The sequence below is a fragment of the Pseudodonghicola xiamenensis DSM 18339 genome (assembly GCF_000429365.1).
GTDB lineage: Bacteria > Pseudomonadota > Alphaproteobacteria > Rhodobacterales > Rhodobacteraceae > Pseudodonghicola > Pseudodonghicola xiamenensis.
In genome coordinates this window covers 43,814-57,522 of the sequence record NZ_AUBS01000010.1, presented here as the reverse complement: position 1 = coordinate 57,522, position 13,709 = coordinate 43,814, and the positions used below count along the sequence as shown (strand labels likewise).

At 59.8% G+C, this 13,709-nt stretch carries 13 protein-coding genes; 7 read left to right on the top strand and 6 right to left on the bottom strand.

The genetic code is table 11. The features are described 5' to 3' along the window. Positions 1 to 68 precede the first annotated feature (68 nt). From G455_RS0111940 to G455_RS0111920, 5 genes are read right to left on the bottom strand one after another with little or no spacing between them, the layout of a single operon-like run. Positions 69 to 1,676 carry an acyl-CoA carboxylase subunit beta gene (locus G455_RS0111940; RefSeq protein WP_028093925.1) on the bottom strand — a complete coding sequence of 536 codons (1,608 nt, stop codon included), beginning with the start codon at positions 1,674 to 1,676 and terminating at the stop codon, positions 69 to 71. Positions 1,677 to 1,678: 2 nt separating this feature from the next. Beyond that, the gene (locus G455_RS0111935) at positions 1,679 to 2,182 is read right to left on the bottom strand and encodes an acetyl-CoA carboxylase biotin carboxyl carrier protein subunit (protein ID WP_229861756.1); all 504 of its coding nucleotides are present in this window, start codon (positions 2,180 to 2,182) and stop codon (positions 1,679 to 1,681) included. Beyond that, positions 2,182 to 3,651 carry an acetyl-CoA carboxylase biotin carboxylase subunit gene (locus tag G455_RS0111930; protein WP_028093923.1) on the bottom strand — a complete coding sequence of 490 codons (1,470 nt, stop codon included), beginning with the start codon at positions 3,649 to 3,651 and terminating at the stop codon, positions 2,182 to 2,184. The genes G455_RS0111935 and G455_RS0111930 overlap by 1 nt, the downstream gene beginning before the upstream one ends. Before the next feature lie 12 nt (positions 3,652 to 3,663). Next, positions 3,664 to 5,463 carry an acyclic terpene utilization AtuA family protein gene (locus G455_RS0111925; RefSeq protein ID WP_028093922.1) on the bottom strand — a complete coding sequence of 600 codons (1,800 nt, stop codon included), beginning with the start codon at positions 5,461 to 5,463 and terminating at the stop codon, positions 3,664 to 3,666. A 21-nt stretch (positions 5,464 to 5,484) separates the two neighbouring features. Further along, entirely contained in the window at positions 5,485 to 6,270 is a 786-nt protein-coding gene (locus G455_RS0111920) for an enoyl-CoA hydratase-related protein (RefSeq protein WP_028093921.1), read from the bottom strand. Between the two features lie 133 nt (positions 6,271 to 6,403). Between G455_RS0111920 and G455_RS0111915 the strand changes: the two genes are divergently transcribed. Genes G455_RS0111915 through G455_RS0111890 form a run of 6 tightly spaced genes read left to right on the top strand, consistent with a single transcriptional unit; the run spans position 6,404 to position 11,389 of the window. Continuing rightward, complete coding sequence (locus tag G455_RS0111915; RefSeq protein WP_051312421.1) at positions 6,404 to 7,618, top strand: acyl-CoA dehydrogenase family protein; 1,215 nt, start codon at positions 6,404 to 6,406, stop codon at positions 7,616 to 7,618. 13 nt (positions 7,619 to 7,631) lie between these two features. Next, positions 7,632 to 8,831, top strand: a complete 1,200-nt coding sequence (locus tag G455_RS0111910; RefSeq protein ID WP_028093919.1) for an acyl-CoA dehydrogenase family protein — start codon at positions 7,632 to 7,634, stop codon at positions 8,829 to 8,831. An 11-nt stretch (positions 8,832 to 8,842) separates the two neighbouring features. Further along, positions 8,843 to 9,697 (top strand): SDR family NAD(P)-dependent oxidoreductase, encoded by an 855-nt coding sequence (locus G455_RS0111905; protein WP_028093918.1) that lies wholly within the window; start codon positions 8,843 to 8,845, stop codon positions 9,695 to 9,697. Further along, positions 9,690 to 10,493, top strand: a complete 804-nt coding sequence (locus G455_RS0111900; protein WP_028093917.1) for an enoyl-CoA hydratase-related protein — start codon at positions 9,690 to 9,692, stop codon at positions 10,491 to 10,493. The genes G455_RS0111905 and G455_RS0111900 overlap by 8 nt, the downstream gene beginning before the upstream one ends. 12 nt (positions 10,494 to 10,505) lie before the next feature. After that, the gene (locus G455_RS0111895) at positions 10,506 to 10,988 is read left to right on the top strand and encodes a PaaI family thioesterase (protein ID WP_028093916.1); all 483 of its coding nucleotides are present in this window, start codon (positions 10,506 to 10,508) and stop codon (positions 10,986 to 10,988) included. Next, a complete protein-coding gene (locus tag G455_RS0111890; protein ID WP_028093915.1) occupies positions 10,988 to 11,389 on the top strand; it encodes a PaaI family thioesterase in 402 nt (133 codons plus the stop codon). Before G455_RS0111895 ends, G455_RS0111890 begins: the two co-directional genes overlap by 1 nt. Here the strand turns inward: G455_RS0111890 and G455_RS23925 are convergent. After that, entirely contained in the window at positions 11,371 to 12,771 is a 1,401-nt protein-coding gene (locus G455_RS23925) for a TetR/AcrR family transcriptional regulator (protein WP_229861755.1), read from the bottom strand. The two genes, G455_RS0111890 and G455_RS23925, sit on opposite strands and share 19 nt — an antisense overlap. Before the next feature lie 89 nt (positions 12,772 to 12,860). Between G455_RS23925 and G455_RS0111880 the strand changes: the two genes are divergently transcribed. Next, entirely contained in the window at positions 12,861 to 13,622 is a 762-nt protein-coding gene (locus G455_RS0111880) for a glucose 1-dehydrogenase (protein WP_028093914.1), read from the top strand. The last annotated feature ends 87 nt before the right edge of the window (positions 13,623 to 13,709 follow it).

Genomic DNA, 13,709 nt, shown 5'->3' with positions numbered 1-13,709 from the left:
CGGCAGGACCTATCTGAAAACGGGCGACACGACCGTTTCCCGGTGTATCGCCCGAGCCCCTCAAGCCGTTACAGACGGAAGATCCCGTAGTGCGGATCGTCGATCGGTGCATTGAGCGAGGCGGATATAGATATTCCAAGCGCGTTGCGCGTGTCCGCCGGGTCGAGGATGCCGTCGTCCCACAATTCCGAGGTCGAGGTATAGGCCTCGACATCGCGCTTGTATTTTTCCAGCACCGGTTCGCGGATCGCGGCGATTTCTTCTTCAGTCAGCTCTTTGCCTTCGCGCTGAAGCTGCCGGATCTTGACGTCCGCCATGGTATTTGCGGCCTGATCCGCCCCCATCACGCCGATCTCGGCCTGGGGCCACATGAACAGCGTGCGCGCGTCCCAGGCCCGTCCGCACATCCCGTAGTTGCCGGCCCCGTAAGACGCATTGGCGATCACTGTGAACTTCGGCACGACCGAGCCGCCCTGCGCCATCAGCATCTTGGCGCCGTCCTTGGCGATGCCGCGCTCTTCATATTCGCGGCCGACCATGTAGCCGGTGATGTTCTGGAAGAAGACCAGGGGCGTCCGGTTCTGATTGCAAAGCTGCATGAAATGCGCCGCCTTGAGCGAACTGTCGTTGAACAAAACCCCATTGTTGGCAAGGATGCCGACCTTGTAACCCCAGATATGGGCAAAGCCGCACACCATCGTGGTGCCATAGTCCGGCTGGTATTCGTGAAAGCGTGATCCGTCCACGATCCGGGCCAGAACCTCGCGCATGTCGAACTGGGTTTTCCGGTCCTTTGGAATGATCCCGTAAAGTTCCTTCGGGTCATAGAAAGGCTCTTCATAGGACGCGGTTTCGATGATTGTTTTTGGCATACGTTTCCACTGGCTGACAATTTCGCGCGCCAGTGAAAAGGCGTGTTGTTCGGTCGCAGCGCGATAGTCGCCGGTGCCCGATACCGAGGTGTGCATGACCGCCCCGCCCAGTTCCTGAACGCCGACCTCCTCGCCGGTGGCCGCTTTGACCAGCGGAGGGCCGCCAAGGAAAATCGCGCCTGTGCCTTCGATGATGATGTTGTAGTCGCTCAGCGTCGGCACATAGGCACCGCCAGCCGTGCAGTGTCCGCCGACCACGGCAATCTGCGGGATATTGGCCTGGCTCAGCTTGACCTGGTTGCGGAACACCCGCCCACCCAGATACCGGTCGGGAAACACCCCGTGCTGCAGCGGCAGGAAACCGCCCGCGCTGTCGCAGATATGGATGACCGGCAGGCGGTTTTCCAAGGCGACATCCAGTAGGCGCACGATCTTTTTCACGGTATGCGGATACCAGGCACCGCCCTTGACGCTGGCATCGTTGGCGTGGATGGCGACCTCGCGGCCTTGCACGATGCCGATCCCCGTAACCACGCCTGCGCCGGGCACCACCCCGTCATATTCACGACAGGCCGCCAGGGTTGAAAATTCCAAAAACGGAGTGCCGGGGTCCAGCAGCAGTTTCAACCGCTCGCGCACGCCCAGTTTGTTCTGGCGGGCAAGGCGGTCGATATCGCGCTGGGGGCGTTCGAAACGCGCCGCGTGCTGGCGGGCGTGGAATTCCTTAAGCCGTTCAGACATGGCGGCATAATTTGCCTTGTAGTCGGCGGCATTGGTGTCGATCTGACTTTCAATCCTGCGCATTGTCACTCCTCCTCCGGGGCCAATTGGGCTAGGATGTCTTTCAGACCAAAACTGTCGCCTACGGCGAATGGCATTTCGGCAACAACCCCGCTGCGCGGCGCCACCAGTGTGGTTTCCAACTTCATGCTTTCGATCACCAAAAGCGGCTGGCCTTCCTTAACCGCATCGCCGGGTTTGACCGCAACCGACACCACGACACCCGGCATGGGCGCCACCAATCGGTCGTCGCTCGCGCCACCGTCGCTGCCGGCCAGGCGTTCGGCGGGATCAACCCGTCCGACTTCGTAGGTTCGCCCGTCCATGTGCACAAAAGTTACTTCCGGCCCCACGGCCAGTCGCAATTCGCGCACAACACCCTTGGCCCGCAGCTTGTAACCGCCCGGCAGACCCGTCGGGTCCAATTGGCAGGCAACAGCGCCAGTGGGGGTATTGAGCACGAACCGGCTGCCATCATGACCCAGCCAGCAATCAGTCTCTTCTCCGTCGATCTGAAAAATCCGTTGCATCAGTTTCTCCACCCACCCATCTTGCGATACATTTCCGGTATCTGCATGACCTCACTCACCAGGCGCTCGTCCGATAGGGCCGCCGCCGCCATCAGCAAGTCAGAGACATCTTCGCCCGGCGCGGTCAGCGTTTCGGATTGTTCAGCCAGGAATCCCGTCGAAATGTCGCCCGAGGCAAAATCCGGATGCGCAAGGATTGCATCCAGATAGCCGGTGTTGGTCGTCACCCCGAGAATTACATAGTCTTGCACCGCTTGCCGCGCGAGGGCGATGGCCTGCGCGCGATCCTGGCCATGCACGATCAGCTTGGACAACATCGGATCAAAGTCGGTCGTTACCTTGCCACCGTCCAGAATGCCGCTGTCCACCCGCACGCCGGGCCCAGTGGGTTCGTCCAGCAGCAGGATATCGCCGACCGCGGGGCGAAAATCGACCGTCGCATCCTCAGCACAGATGCGCAGTTCGATAGAGTGTCCGGTTTGGGGAATATCCGCCTGCGCGGCGCTCAAGCCCTTGCCCGCCGCGACACGCAGCTGCTCGGCAACCAGATCGAAGCCGGTCACCATCTCGGTCACCGGATGTTCGACCTGAAGGCGGGTGTTCATTTCCAGGAAATAAAAGGCCCCATCCTGTGCATAGATGAATTCGACAGTCCCTGCCCCGCGGTATTTGACGGCGCGGGCAATTCCGGCAGCGGTCTCGCAGATCTCATCCCGTTGCTCGGGGGTCAGCGCCGGTGACGGCGTTTCCTCGATAATCTTCTGGAACCGGCGCTGGATCGAACATTCACGTTCCCAGAAATGGACCACGTTGCCCTGTCCGTCGCCCATCACCTGCACCTCGATATGGCGCGGGCGTTCGATATAGCGTTCGACGAAAAGCCGCCCGTCGCCGAAATATCGTTCGCCTTCGCGGCGCGCGGTTTCGATTTCGGTCTCCAGCGTGCTGTCCTCGCGTACGACGCGCATGCCCTTGCCGCCACCGCCGGCCGAGGGCTTGATGAGCAGCGGATAGCCAACGGCGCGGGCGCGTTCGACAAAGCTCGCCGGATCATCATCCTCGATGGCCGAGGGGGCGACGGGAAACCCGCGTTCCTCGACAAAGGCGCGGGCGCGGACCTTGTCCCCCATCAGGTCGATGACCTCGGACGTCGGGCCGACAAAGGTCACTCCGGCTTTTTCCAGCGCCGCGACAAAACCGGCATTCTCTGACAGAAAGCCATAGCCGGGATGAACCGCGTCCGCGCCGATCCCTTTGGCGGCTTCGACGATCTGAGGAATATCGAGATAGGCGGCCACGGGCGTCGGGCCCTCGATCATCACGACCTCATCTGCGATCAGATGCGCCGGCCCCTCTTGCTCGGCGACATGACGAAACACGGCAGTCGCAAGCCCGCGGGCCTTAGCGGTGCGCAACACGCGCGCCGCGATCTCGCCCCGATTGGCGACCAGGAGTTTCGAAATGGTCATGGTGTCGTCCTCTTAGTTCCGGGCCGCGGCATTCAGTCCGTCACGTGCGGCCAGATCGGCTGGCACGGGAATTTCGATATCAAGCAGCATCTGCGCGAACCCTTTGCCCTGCGGGTCTATGCGGACCGAGGCGATGCCGCCACCGCCAAGCGATTCATGCAACAGGAAATTCAGCGAATGGCTTCCAGGCAAGTCGAACCGTTCTACCCTGCCGTCGCAGACATGGGAGAAATAGTCCTTCACCACCTCTTCGCTGAGAGCCGAGCGGATATATGGCAGGTAGTCCGGCTTGCGCGCGAGGATGCCGATATTGGCGATGTCCCCCTTGTCGCCCGAGCGGCCCCAGGCCAAATCGACGAGGCGGACCTTGACAACGTCCGGACCGGGCTCGCGGCTATCTGCGGGCGGTGCGGCAGGCGGATCAAGGTGGACTGGCGTAGTGGCCACGCTCACGGGCACATCCTTGCCGTCGACCTCGACCGCGACGGGGGTTTCGGCCTTGCTCTGAAGGAAGGAAAATAGACGGACCACCGGCTGCACCTTTGGCCGTCCGGCGAAGAACCCGGTCAGACCCTGCGCGGTCGAAATCGCCATCGGTGCGATTTCGCCGGCAAAAATGTTCAGCGCGGCGCGATCGTCATGGACCGCGCCGATCTTGAGCACCACCTCGCGGGTCCGGGCGCGCGCATTTGCGCCATAGGCCGCCTCGGCCCCCAGCACCTCGACGCTGACCTGCCGGAAATCTCCCATGTTGCGGTCGCGGAAAATCCGGCGACAGCGGGTCAGGATCGCCTCGGCCACACGTTCGGCCTTGGCGGGTGCGTCAATCGCAGCCAGTGTCAGGGTAGAGACCGCGCGCCAGCCATCGGCATAGGTCGCCGACACCTTGTAGCTGTCGGTGCGCCCAAGCCCCCTGCCGCCCTTGACCAGCACCCGGTCGGGTCCGACCTGTTCCAGGGTGACCCCGGACCAGTCGCAGATCACGTCGGGCAACAGGTAGGCGCGCGGGTCCCCGATTTCATAGAGCATCTGCTCTCCGACTGACCCGGGCACGACCAGCCCGCCGGTGTCAGGCGTCTTGGTCATGATGAAACTGCCGTCTTCGGACACCTCGACGATGGGCATGCCCATATTGTCCCAACCCGGCACGTCCTGCCAGTCGGTGAAGTTGCCGCCGGTTCCCTGGGGCCCGCATTCGATCAGGTGGCCGGCCAGCGATCCCTGGCTGAGCTTGTCCCAGTCATCGTCGCCCCAGCCGTATTCATGCATCAGGGGACCAAGCGCGACCGCGCTGTCGGCGCAGCGTCCGGTGATCACGATGTCGGCCCCGGCATCCAGCGCGGCAGCGATGGGGCGGGCACCCAGATAGGCATTCATGCTCCAGATATCATCTGGAAATGCGACACCCGAGAACATTTCCGTCTGACCGTTTTTGCGAATTTCATCGGCCCTGGGCAACAGGTCATCGCCTAGCACGACTCCGATGGACAGATCGATCCCGGCCTGGGCGGCGGCTTTGGCAAGCGCATCGCTGCAGCCACGCGGGTTCACGCCCCCTGCATTGGCAACGACCTTGATCCCTTTTGCCTTGATATCCGGCAACCAGGGTGCCAGCGCCTTGACGAAGTCCGGCGCATAGCCCGACTCGGGCGCTTTGGCGCGGGCCCGCGCCATCAGCGACATTGTCACCTCTGCCAGATAGTCAAACACCAGATAGTCGATCTCGCCCTTTGAAACCAGTTGACCGATCGCTTCCGGCGTATCGCCCCAGAAGCCCGACGCGCATCCGATGCGCAGCTTTCGTTCCGACATATTCCTTTCCTCCCCGCTTGATCAGCGGCCCGTCCATTCAGGTTTGCGCTTCGCAATGAAGGCATCAAAGCCTTCGCGCGCGTCTTCGGTCTGCGCCACACGCGGTAAAAGAGTTTCTGCAAACCGCATTTGCTGCGGATAGGTCATATCCTCCATCGCGTGACAGGCGTATTTTCCCAGCCGGATCGCGCTCGGCGACTGCGCGGCAATCTGGGCAACCAGTTCTCCAACCTTGTCGTCCAACCCCGCGGCATCGGTCACGTAGTTGACCAGATTGAATTGCAGGGCTTCTTCGGCCGTCAGAGGAACGCCGGTGATGAACATCTCCATCAGCCTCCGCCGGGGCAGCACGCGCATCATGGGTGGCACGATCGTCATGGGAAACAGACCCACCTTCACTTCCGGCGTTCCGATGCGGGCATGATCCGCCATCACAGCCAGATCGCAGGCACAGATGATGCCCGCCCCCGCCCCCATCGCGACGCCATTGATGCGCGCGATCGTTGGCTTTCGGCACGCCTGTATCGTCTCGAACAACCTTCCGGCAAAATGATCCGGGTCCGCCGGATCCTGAACAAACGGGCCGCCATCCGCCCCCGCCTTGATGTCGCCCCCGGCACAGAAGGCGCGCTCGCCCTCGCCGGTCAGAACGATCACGCGGCAATTGCTGTCCCTCTCGGCAGCACATATGGCGGCCATGATCCCGTCTGCGACCTCACGGTTGAGGGCATTTCGATTGTCAGGACGTCGAATCGTGATACGCACTTCTTTGCCGAGTGCCTGCGATTGAACCACGCTCTCAGTCATTTCCGAAGCTCCCCCCTGTATTTAGGACACCGCGCTTTCTTACGTCAGGTCGTCAAAAGCCTGGCTTGATCTATTTTCTAACATGTGTTTGATTTTGGTCAACACGGCGGAGGACATTTTTCGGGAGGATGATATGACCACTCAAAGTGAGGCCATCTCGGCTGATCTGGAAGCCATCAGGGCGAACTATTCTTTGACTGATGAGCAACGCCAGATCGTCGATCACGTGGATCGGGTGTCGCGCGACGTGCTACACCCGCTGCAAGCGCGTATGGATGACGAGGAATGGTGGCCCGATGATCTGTTCAAGCAGATGGGCGAGCTGGGCCTGCTGGGGATTACCGCACCCGAAGAGCTGGGCGGATCGGGACAGAACGAGTTCACCCAGGCGCTGGTGTCCGAGGTGATTTCGAAGTGGAATCCGGCTGTGGGCCTCTCACACGGGGCGCATGACAACCTGTGCCTGAATAACCTGCTGCGCAATGGATCCGAAGAGCAGGTAAAGAAATATGTGCCGGGTCTTTGCTCGGGCGACCTGGTTGGCGCTCTGGGCCTGACCGAACCGGGCGCGGGGTCCGATGCGCTTGGGTCCATGGCCACAACTGCCCGCCGCGACGGTGATGATTATGTCATCAACGGCTCGAAGATTTACATCACCAACGGGCCGATTGCCGATGTGATCCTGCTTTATGCCAAAACCGACAAGTCGAAGGGCGCCAAGGGCATTTCTGCTTTCATCATCGAGACGGACAATCCCGGTTTCAAGGTGGCGCAAAAGCTTGACAAGATGGGCTTTCGCGGCTCGCCAACCGGAGAACTGGTGTTTGAGGATTGCCGCGTACCCGCATCCGCCATGGTTGGACCGGAAAACACCGGCGTTTCGGTGGTAATGAGCGGGTTGGATCTGGAGCGTGCTATGGTTGCCTCAGTCTGCGTTGGCATGGCCGAACGCGCCCTGGAACTAGGGCTGGAATACGCCAAGATTCGCGAACAGTTCGGCAAGCCGATTGCAAGTTTCCAGATGATGCAGTCGAAACTGGCCGAGATCTACACCGAGGTCGAAACCGCGCGTGCCTTCAGTTATCGGGCGCTGGCCGCCTGTACCGGGTTGCCGAAAGGGGCCGGTGGCCGCGGCGAAATCCACAAGCTGACTGCGGCGGCCTGTCTTTACGCAGGCGAGGCATTCAACAAGGCGGTGACCGAAGCCTGCCATATTCATGGTGGCTCTGGCTACATGCAGGACACCGAGATCAACCGGCTGTTCCGCGCCAACAAATTGTTGGAGATCGGCGCGGGAACAAGCGAAGTCCGCAAGATCATCATTGCCGAAGAACTTTTGCGCGCCTGAGGGGGACGAGACAATGAACAAGCAACTGCGCAACGACACCGCTCTGCCAACACATTTCATGACGGACGAACAGCAGGCCCTGGCCGATCAGGCCGGCAAGTTCTTCATGTCCGAATTCCACCATCTGAATGCGGAAATGGACGATACTGATGACCTGCCGTCTTCGGTTTTCCCCAAGCTGGGCGAAATGGGCTACCTGGGACTGAACGTGCCGCCGGAATTCGGCGGTGCCGGGCTCGATTTTACCTCGGCCTGTATCATCACCGAACAGCTGTCGCGATCCTCTGCGGCCATCGGACTGACCCATGTGGCGCACGACAACCTCTGCGTCAATAATATCTATCGCAACGCCAATGACGATCTGCGCCGAAAATACCTGCCAGGTCTGTGCAACGGCACGCTGGTGGGTGCCCTGGGTTTGACCGAACCCGGCGCGGGGTCTGATGCGCTTGGCTCGATGCGGACCTCGGCCAAAAAGGATGGCGACGACTACATCCTGAACGGCGCCAAGATCTACATCACCAATGGGCCGATTGCCGATCTGGTGCTGGTCTATGCCAAGACATCGCCCGAAAAAGGGGCCAAGGGCATTTCCGCCTTTATCGTGGAAACCGACACGCCCGGTTTCAAGGTGGCGCAGAAGCTCAACAAGATGGGATTCCGCGGCTCGCCGACGGGCGAACTGGTATTCGAAGATTGCCGTGTTCCGGCTAGAAACATGGTCGGCAAGCTGGATGGCGGGGTTGCCGTTACCATGTCCGGACTTGATCTGGAACGTGCCATCGTCTGTTTCAACGCTCTGGGCATTGCGCAGCGGGCGCTGGATATTTCCATCGACTACGCCAAGACACGCCAGCAATTCGGCAAACCGATCGCCAGTTTTCAGATGGTTCAGGCGATGCTGGCCGACATGTATACGCAGATCGAGGCCGCGCGGAGCCTGTCCTTGCGCACCGCTGCCATGTGTGAAGGCCTCGAAGAGGGCGAAGGCGGGCGCGGCGAAATCCACAAGCTCACCGCTGCGGCGATCTACAAGGCCGCTGAGGCGACATCCTTCGTGCTGGACAAGGCCGTCCAGATTCACGGTGGCTCGGGCTACATGCGTGATACCGAAGTGAACCGGCTGTACCGGACCGGTCGCGTGCTTGAGGTCGGCGCGGGCACCCAGGAGGTTCGCAAACTCATCATCTCCGGCGAATTGCTGAAGAACTAAGGGGGCGGAACATGAGCGAAGCGAAATCAAGGCGTTACGCGTCGGATCTCATGGCGGGCCAGGTTGCCCTGGTCACGGGGTCCGGATCCGGAATGGGCCGGGCGACGGCGATCGAAATGGCCTCTTGCGGGGCCAGGCTTGCGCTGTTCGCGCGCCGGGAAGAGCCGCTGGAGGAGACCGCCGAGATGATCCGGTCGGCGGGGGGCGAGGCCTTTGTCGTGCCCGGAGATACCCGCGACGAGGACAGTATTGAAACCGCGATGGGGCGGATCAAGGACCACTATGGGCAGTTGGATGTTTTGGTGAACAATGCCGGCGGCCAGTATATCGCGGCCGCCCGCGATATCACCAACAAGGGCTTCGAAGCCGTGATCCGCAACAACCTGATAGGGTCTTGGCAAATGACACGCGCCGCTGCCGATCACTTCATGTACGACAATGGGGGATCGGTTGTGTTTGTCACCGCCATCTCGGCGCGCACCGCGCTTACCGGCTTTACACACACCGTCGCCGCCCGCGCCGGTGTGACGGGTATGATGAAAACGCTGGCCGCCGAATGGGGCGAATACGGCATCCGCCTGAACTGCGTTGCACCCGGCACGATCAAGACCGATGCGCTTGGCCGCTATCCGATTCCGCCGGAACAGTGGAAAAAGCTGAACCGCTCGGTGCTAAACCGGATGGGGGCGGCCGAGGACATCGCAGGCACGATCATTTTCCTGGCCTCGAAACTTGGCGGTTTCATCACCGGAGAAGACATTTATGTAGACGGCGGTGAGACCTTGCATATGGGTCATGACGCGCGGGACATGATCGACCCCGCGATGTTCGAGAAACGTAAAAGGGGAGATGGCAAGAATGAGTAAACATCCGGTCCTTCTGGAGGTTTCCGACAGGATCGCCACGGTTACGCTGAACGATCCCGAGCGGCGCAATCCGGTCACCGGAAACGACATGATCGCTGCCCTTCTGGAGACCTTCGCCAAGGTTCAGGCCGATCCTCAGGTCAGCGTGATGATCCTGACCGGCGCCGACCCGGCCTTTTGTGCCGGCGGCGACATCAAGGAAATGAACGATCCCGACAGCGTGTTCCGCAAGGAGCCGCTGGCGGCGGCGCAGAGCTATGTTGATGGGGTGCAGCGGCTGCCGCTTGCGCTCTACAACATGGATATTCCGACCATCGCCGCAGTCAACGGCCCGGCGGTGGGCGCGGGGTGCGACCTGACCATGATGTGCGACATGCGCATCGCGTCGGAAAAAGCAAGGTTCGGCGAAGTGTTTCTGAATCTCGGAATCATTCCGGGCGATGCGGGCAGCTGGTTCCTGTTGCGTCGTCTGGGCCACCAGAAGGCCGCCGATCTGACCTTCTCAGGGCGCATGGTCGAGGCCAAGGAAGCGCTGGAGCTTGGTATGGTGCTTGAACTTGTGCCTCATGAAAAATTGATGGAACGGGCCCGCGAACGGGCCGCTGTCATCGCCGCGAAACCGCCGCGCGCGGTGCGGGTCGCCAAGCGTCTGATGCGCAATGCCGAACGGATGGACCTGCCGGATTTCCTGAATTCCGCGGCGGCCTATCAGGCGCTCATGCATCAGACCGAAGACCACCACGAGGCGGTTGCTGCGTTCGTCGAAAAACGAAAACCCAATTTCACGGGGCGTTGAAGGAAAGATCGCATGTCAGACATCACCCAAAAGAAGATGGAGCAAATCGCGCAGATGTGGAATGCGCGCGGCAAGGGTCTGATAACGCATATGGCGCTTGAGATCGAAGAGGTCTCGACCGAAGGTGTTCGGGTTCGGATGCCGTTCAATCCGGACTTTTGCGTCGATGCGGAACAATCGCTGCTCCACGGTGGTATCCTGACGGCACTTCTGGACAGTGTCTTTGGACTGGCGAACTTTGTTGCCATCGAAGGCGTCAGTACCATGGCCACTCTTGACCTCAGAGTTGATTACCTGCGCCCGGCCCGTTCGCGCGCGGATGTCATCGTTCAAGCGCATTGTTTTCGCAAGACCCGTCACATCGCCTTCAATTCCGGCAGCGTCTGGTTCGCGGGCCATGAGGATGCTGAAATAGCCAGGGGAACCGCCTCGTTTGCATTGACGCGCGGCGAAACCAGCCTGTTTGACGCAATGAAAAAAGGAAAAACCTCGTGATGGACGTGCAAACTGTCAATGCCAATGTATCCCGGGTGCCGTTCTTCCGATTTCTCAACTTTGAGGTCAGAAGTCTAGACAGTCTCCATGCTGAGGCGGAAATGACCTTTGATGACCGCCATATCGGTAACCCGATCATGGAGTACTACCATGGCGGCATAATCGCGAGTTTTATGGAGGCCACTGCCGCCATCGCGGTACAGCCCGATTTCGCCGACGTTCCGGCCAAGCCGATCAACCTGACCGTCGATTACCTCAGACCCGGTGTGAAGGGACCGCTTTTTGCCCGCGCTAACGTCACGCGCAAAGGCAAGCGGATGGCAAGCGTCAGCGTGCTCAGCTGGCAGACGGATCGGGAAAAGGCGGTTGCCGAAGGGCTGTATCACTTCCTTCTGGTCTGACCGGGGCAACCGCTTTCAGGGCTACCTTGTCCTGTGGACGGGGCCGCTTCCCGGTTACAAATGCCTTCCAGTAACAGATTGATGAGCATGCTGGAGAATTCAGGCAGTGATAGATATCCTTCCACTCCTGCCTTGTTCGGGTCGAACCATTCCACCGTCCAGTTTAAGGCACCCAACATCACCTGGCGCAAGGGGACGATCTTGATATCCGACCGTATGGCACCGTCGTCCTGAGCTTCACGGAGTATCCAATCCCAGAGTTTTCCATACTCATGGCGAATACCCCTGTGCCTCTCCCTGAAATGATTGGGGAGCATTCCATAGCTTCTGATATTCGCCGAGGTGAATTCGCTTGCCTTGAAGAGGAAATCCAGGTGCGCCCAGATTGCAGTCGCTATCTTGGCGTGATGATCGTACGGGGCATCGAATTTCCGAACGGCGGCTTCGACACCTGATAGCAAGTCCCTCAGTCCGGCGTTTAGAACTTCGTCAACGATCGCTTCTTTGGAGTTGAAATGGTAATAGACGCTGCCCGCTTTCATGCCCGCTTCTTCCGCGATCTTTCTCAGCGTGGTCGCCTTGTAACCATTGTCCCTCAGAACGCGCGCTGCGGCCTTTAGAATTTCTGCACGGGTCCTAGCCGCCTTGCTGTCGGGATCCGGGGTTTTAGCGGGAGTGGCGGGGCACAGCTTCAAGCCTTCGGTATCCGCCTTGCGATGTGGACACATTCCGTCAAGTATCAGCTTACTCATTCGTTCCGCGAGGATGCGCACCGGATACTTGTCGACATCGTACCATTCTACGGTCCAGTTCATGGCACTTAGGATGAACTGGCGGATCACAGCAGTGGATATGTCGCTTCGAAGGTGGCCGGCGCGTTTGGCGTCATTCAGGAATTTGCCCCATGCACCCGCATATGATGCACGCAATTCGCGATGCGGGGCGCGTGTTTCGTCCGACAACATCGGATAGTTCCGAATATTGGCTGACGTGAAGTCGCTGTCGGTCAATAGGTAGGTAAGGTGTGTTTCAATCAGCAGTCCGAAAGTCTTGCGAAAATCCTCCGAACTTGTCGGTGCCGACCGAACGATTTCACTGACCGCCTGATATAGCTGACGGACGCCAAGATCGAGAACTTCGCTCAGAATCTGGTCCTTGGATTGAAAATGGTAATAAATGCTGCCAGCCTCAATGCCAGCTTCCTGCGCGATGTCGCGCATCGTCGTTGCGTGATAGCCTTCATTCCGAAAAAGTCGAGCGGCCGCAGCGAGTATGGCTTCGCGGGTCCTCTCCGACTTGCTCAGATCGTCATTAACTATCCTGGTATCTTCAACCTGTCGTGCCATCGCTTGTCGGTACTTGCTGTAGATGAGGCTGTCCATTGCAATAAATCTAACAACTGTTAGAATACACCGGAGAGAGTGTCGAATCAAAATCTTTTCAAGGTTCAAAGGAAGAGGAGGACCTCCACATGCGAGGGTTGAGTGGAAAACGGGTCGTCGTGACCGGCGGTGGGAGCGGCATTGGCCGAGCGGTTTGCGAACGGTTTGGCGCGGAGGGTGCCGAAGTCGCCGTTTTCGATCTGAACAAAGCCGGAGCGGATGAAACCGCCAATCTAATCACTGAATCCGGCGGAAAAGCGACGGCATTTCAGGCGGATATTACCGATCGTGCCCAGGTCGACAGCGCCGTTGCCGAGTTCGAATCCGGCGGACCGATTGACGTGCTGGTGAACAACGCGGGCTGGGACGTGATCAAACCGTTCCTCGACACCGATCCCGACCTTTGGAAGAAGATCATCGACATCAATCTTTACGGTCCGCTGAATATGCATCACGCGGTGCTTCCGGGCATGGTCAAGAACGGCGGCGGCCGTGTGGTCAATATCGCCTCCGACGCCGGACGCGTCGGATCATCCGGCGAGGCCGTGTATTCGGCCTGCAAGGGTGGCATCATCTCGTTCACCAAAACCGTAGCGCGCGAACTGGCGCGTAAAGGTATTCAATTGAACGCGGTCGCACCCGGCCCGACCGATACGCCGCTGTTCGCTCAGGTTGCCGAAGGCGAGGCCGGTCAAAAGATCGCCGAAGGTCTCAAGCGGGCGATTCCGATGAAGCGTCTTGCGCAGCCGACGGATTACCCTGGCATCATCTGCTTCCTGTCGTCCGACGACGCGGGATTCATCACCGGTCAGGTGATTTCGGTTTCGGGCGGCTTGTCCATGCACGGTTAAAACGCTGGCAGCAGCGCCGGACTCAAGGCGCTGCTGCCAAACCGTGCCAAGAGTTACCTTCCCGACTGGCCGCGCCTTTTGTGCGGC

Coding starts and splice junctions, on each gene's coding strand:
- G455_RS0111940 (WP_028093925.1), bottom strand. CDS start 1,676: ATGCGCAGGATTGAAAGTCAGATCGACACCAATGCCGCCGACTACAAG.
- G455_RS0111935 (WP_229861756.1), bottom strand. CDS start 2,182: ATGCAACGGATTTTTCAGATCGACGGAGAAGAGACTGATTGCTGGCTG.
- G455_RS0111930 (WP_028093923.1), bottom strand. CDS start 3,651: ATGACCATTTCGAAACTCCTGGTCGCCAATCGGGGCGAGATCGCGGCG.
- G455_RS0111925 (WP_028093922.1), bottom strand. CDS start 5,463: ATGTCGGAACGAAAGCTGCGCATCGGATGCGCGTCGGGCTTCTGGGGC.
- G455_RS0111920 (WP_028093921.1), bottom strand. CDS start 6,270: ATGACTGAGAGCGTGGTTCAATCGCAGGCACTCGGCAAAGAAGTGCGT.
- G455_RS0111915 (WP_051312421.1), top strand. CDS start 6,404: ATGACCACTCAAAGTGAGGCCATCTCGGCTGATCTGGAAGCCATCAGG.
- G455_RS0111910 (WP_028093919.1), top strand. CDS start 7,632: ATGAACAAGCAACTGCGCAACGACACCGCTCTGCCAACACATTTCATG.
- G455_RS0111905 (WP_028093918.1), top strand. CDS start 8,843: ATGAGCGAAGCGAAATCAAGGCGTTACGCGTCGGATCTCATGGCGGGC.
- G455_RS0111900 (WP_028093917.1), top strand. CDS start 9,690: ATGAGTAAACATCCGGTCCTTCTGGAGGTTTCCGACAGGATCGCCACG.
- G455_RS0111895 (WP_028093916.1), top strand. CDS start 10,506: ATGTCAGACATCACCCAAAAGAAGATGGAGCAAATCGCGCAGATGTGG.
- G455_RS0111890 (WP_028093915.1), top strand. CDS start 10,988: ATGGACGTGCAAACTGTCAATGCCAATGTATCCCGGGTGCCGTTCTTC.
- G455_RS23925 (WP_229861755.1), bottom strand. CDS start 12,771: ATGGACAGCCTCATCTACAGCAAGTACCGACAAGCGATGGCACGACAG.
- G455_RS0111880 (WP_028093914.1), top strand. CDS start 12,861: ATGCGAGGGTTGAGTGGAAAACGGGTCGTCGTGACCGGCGGTGGGAGC.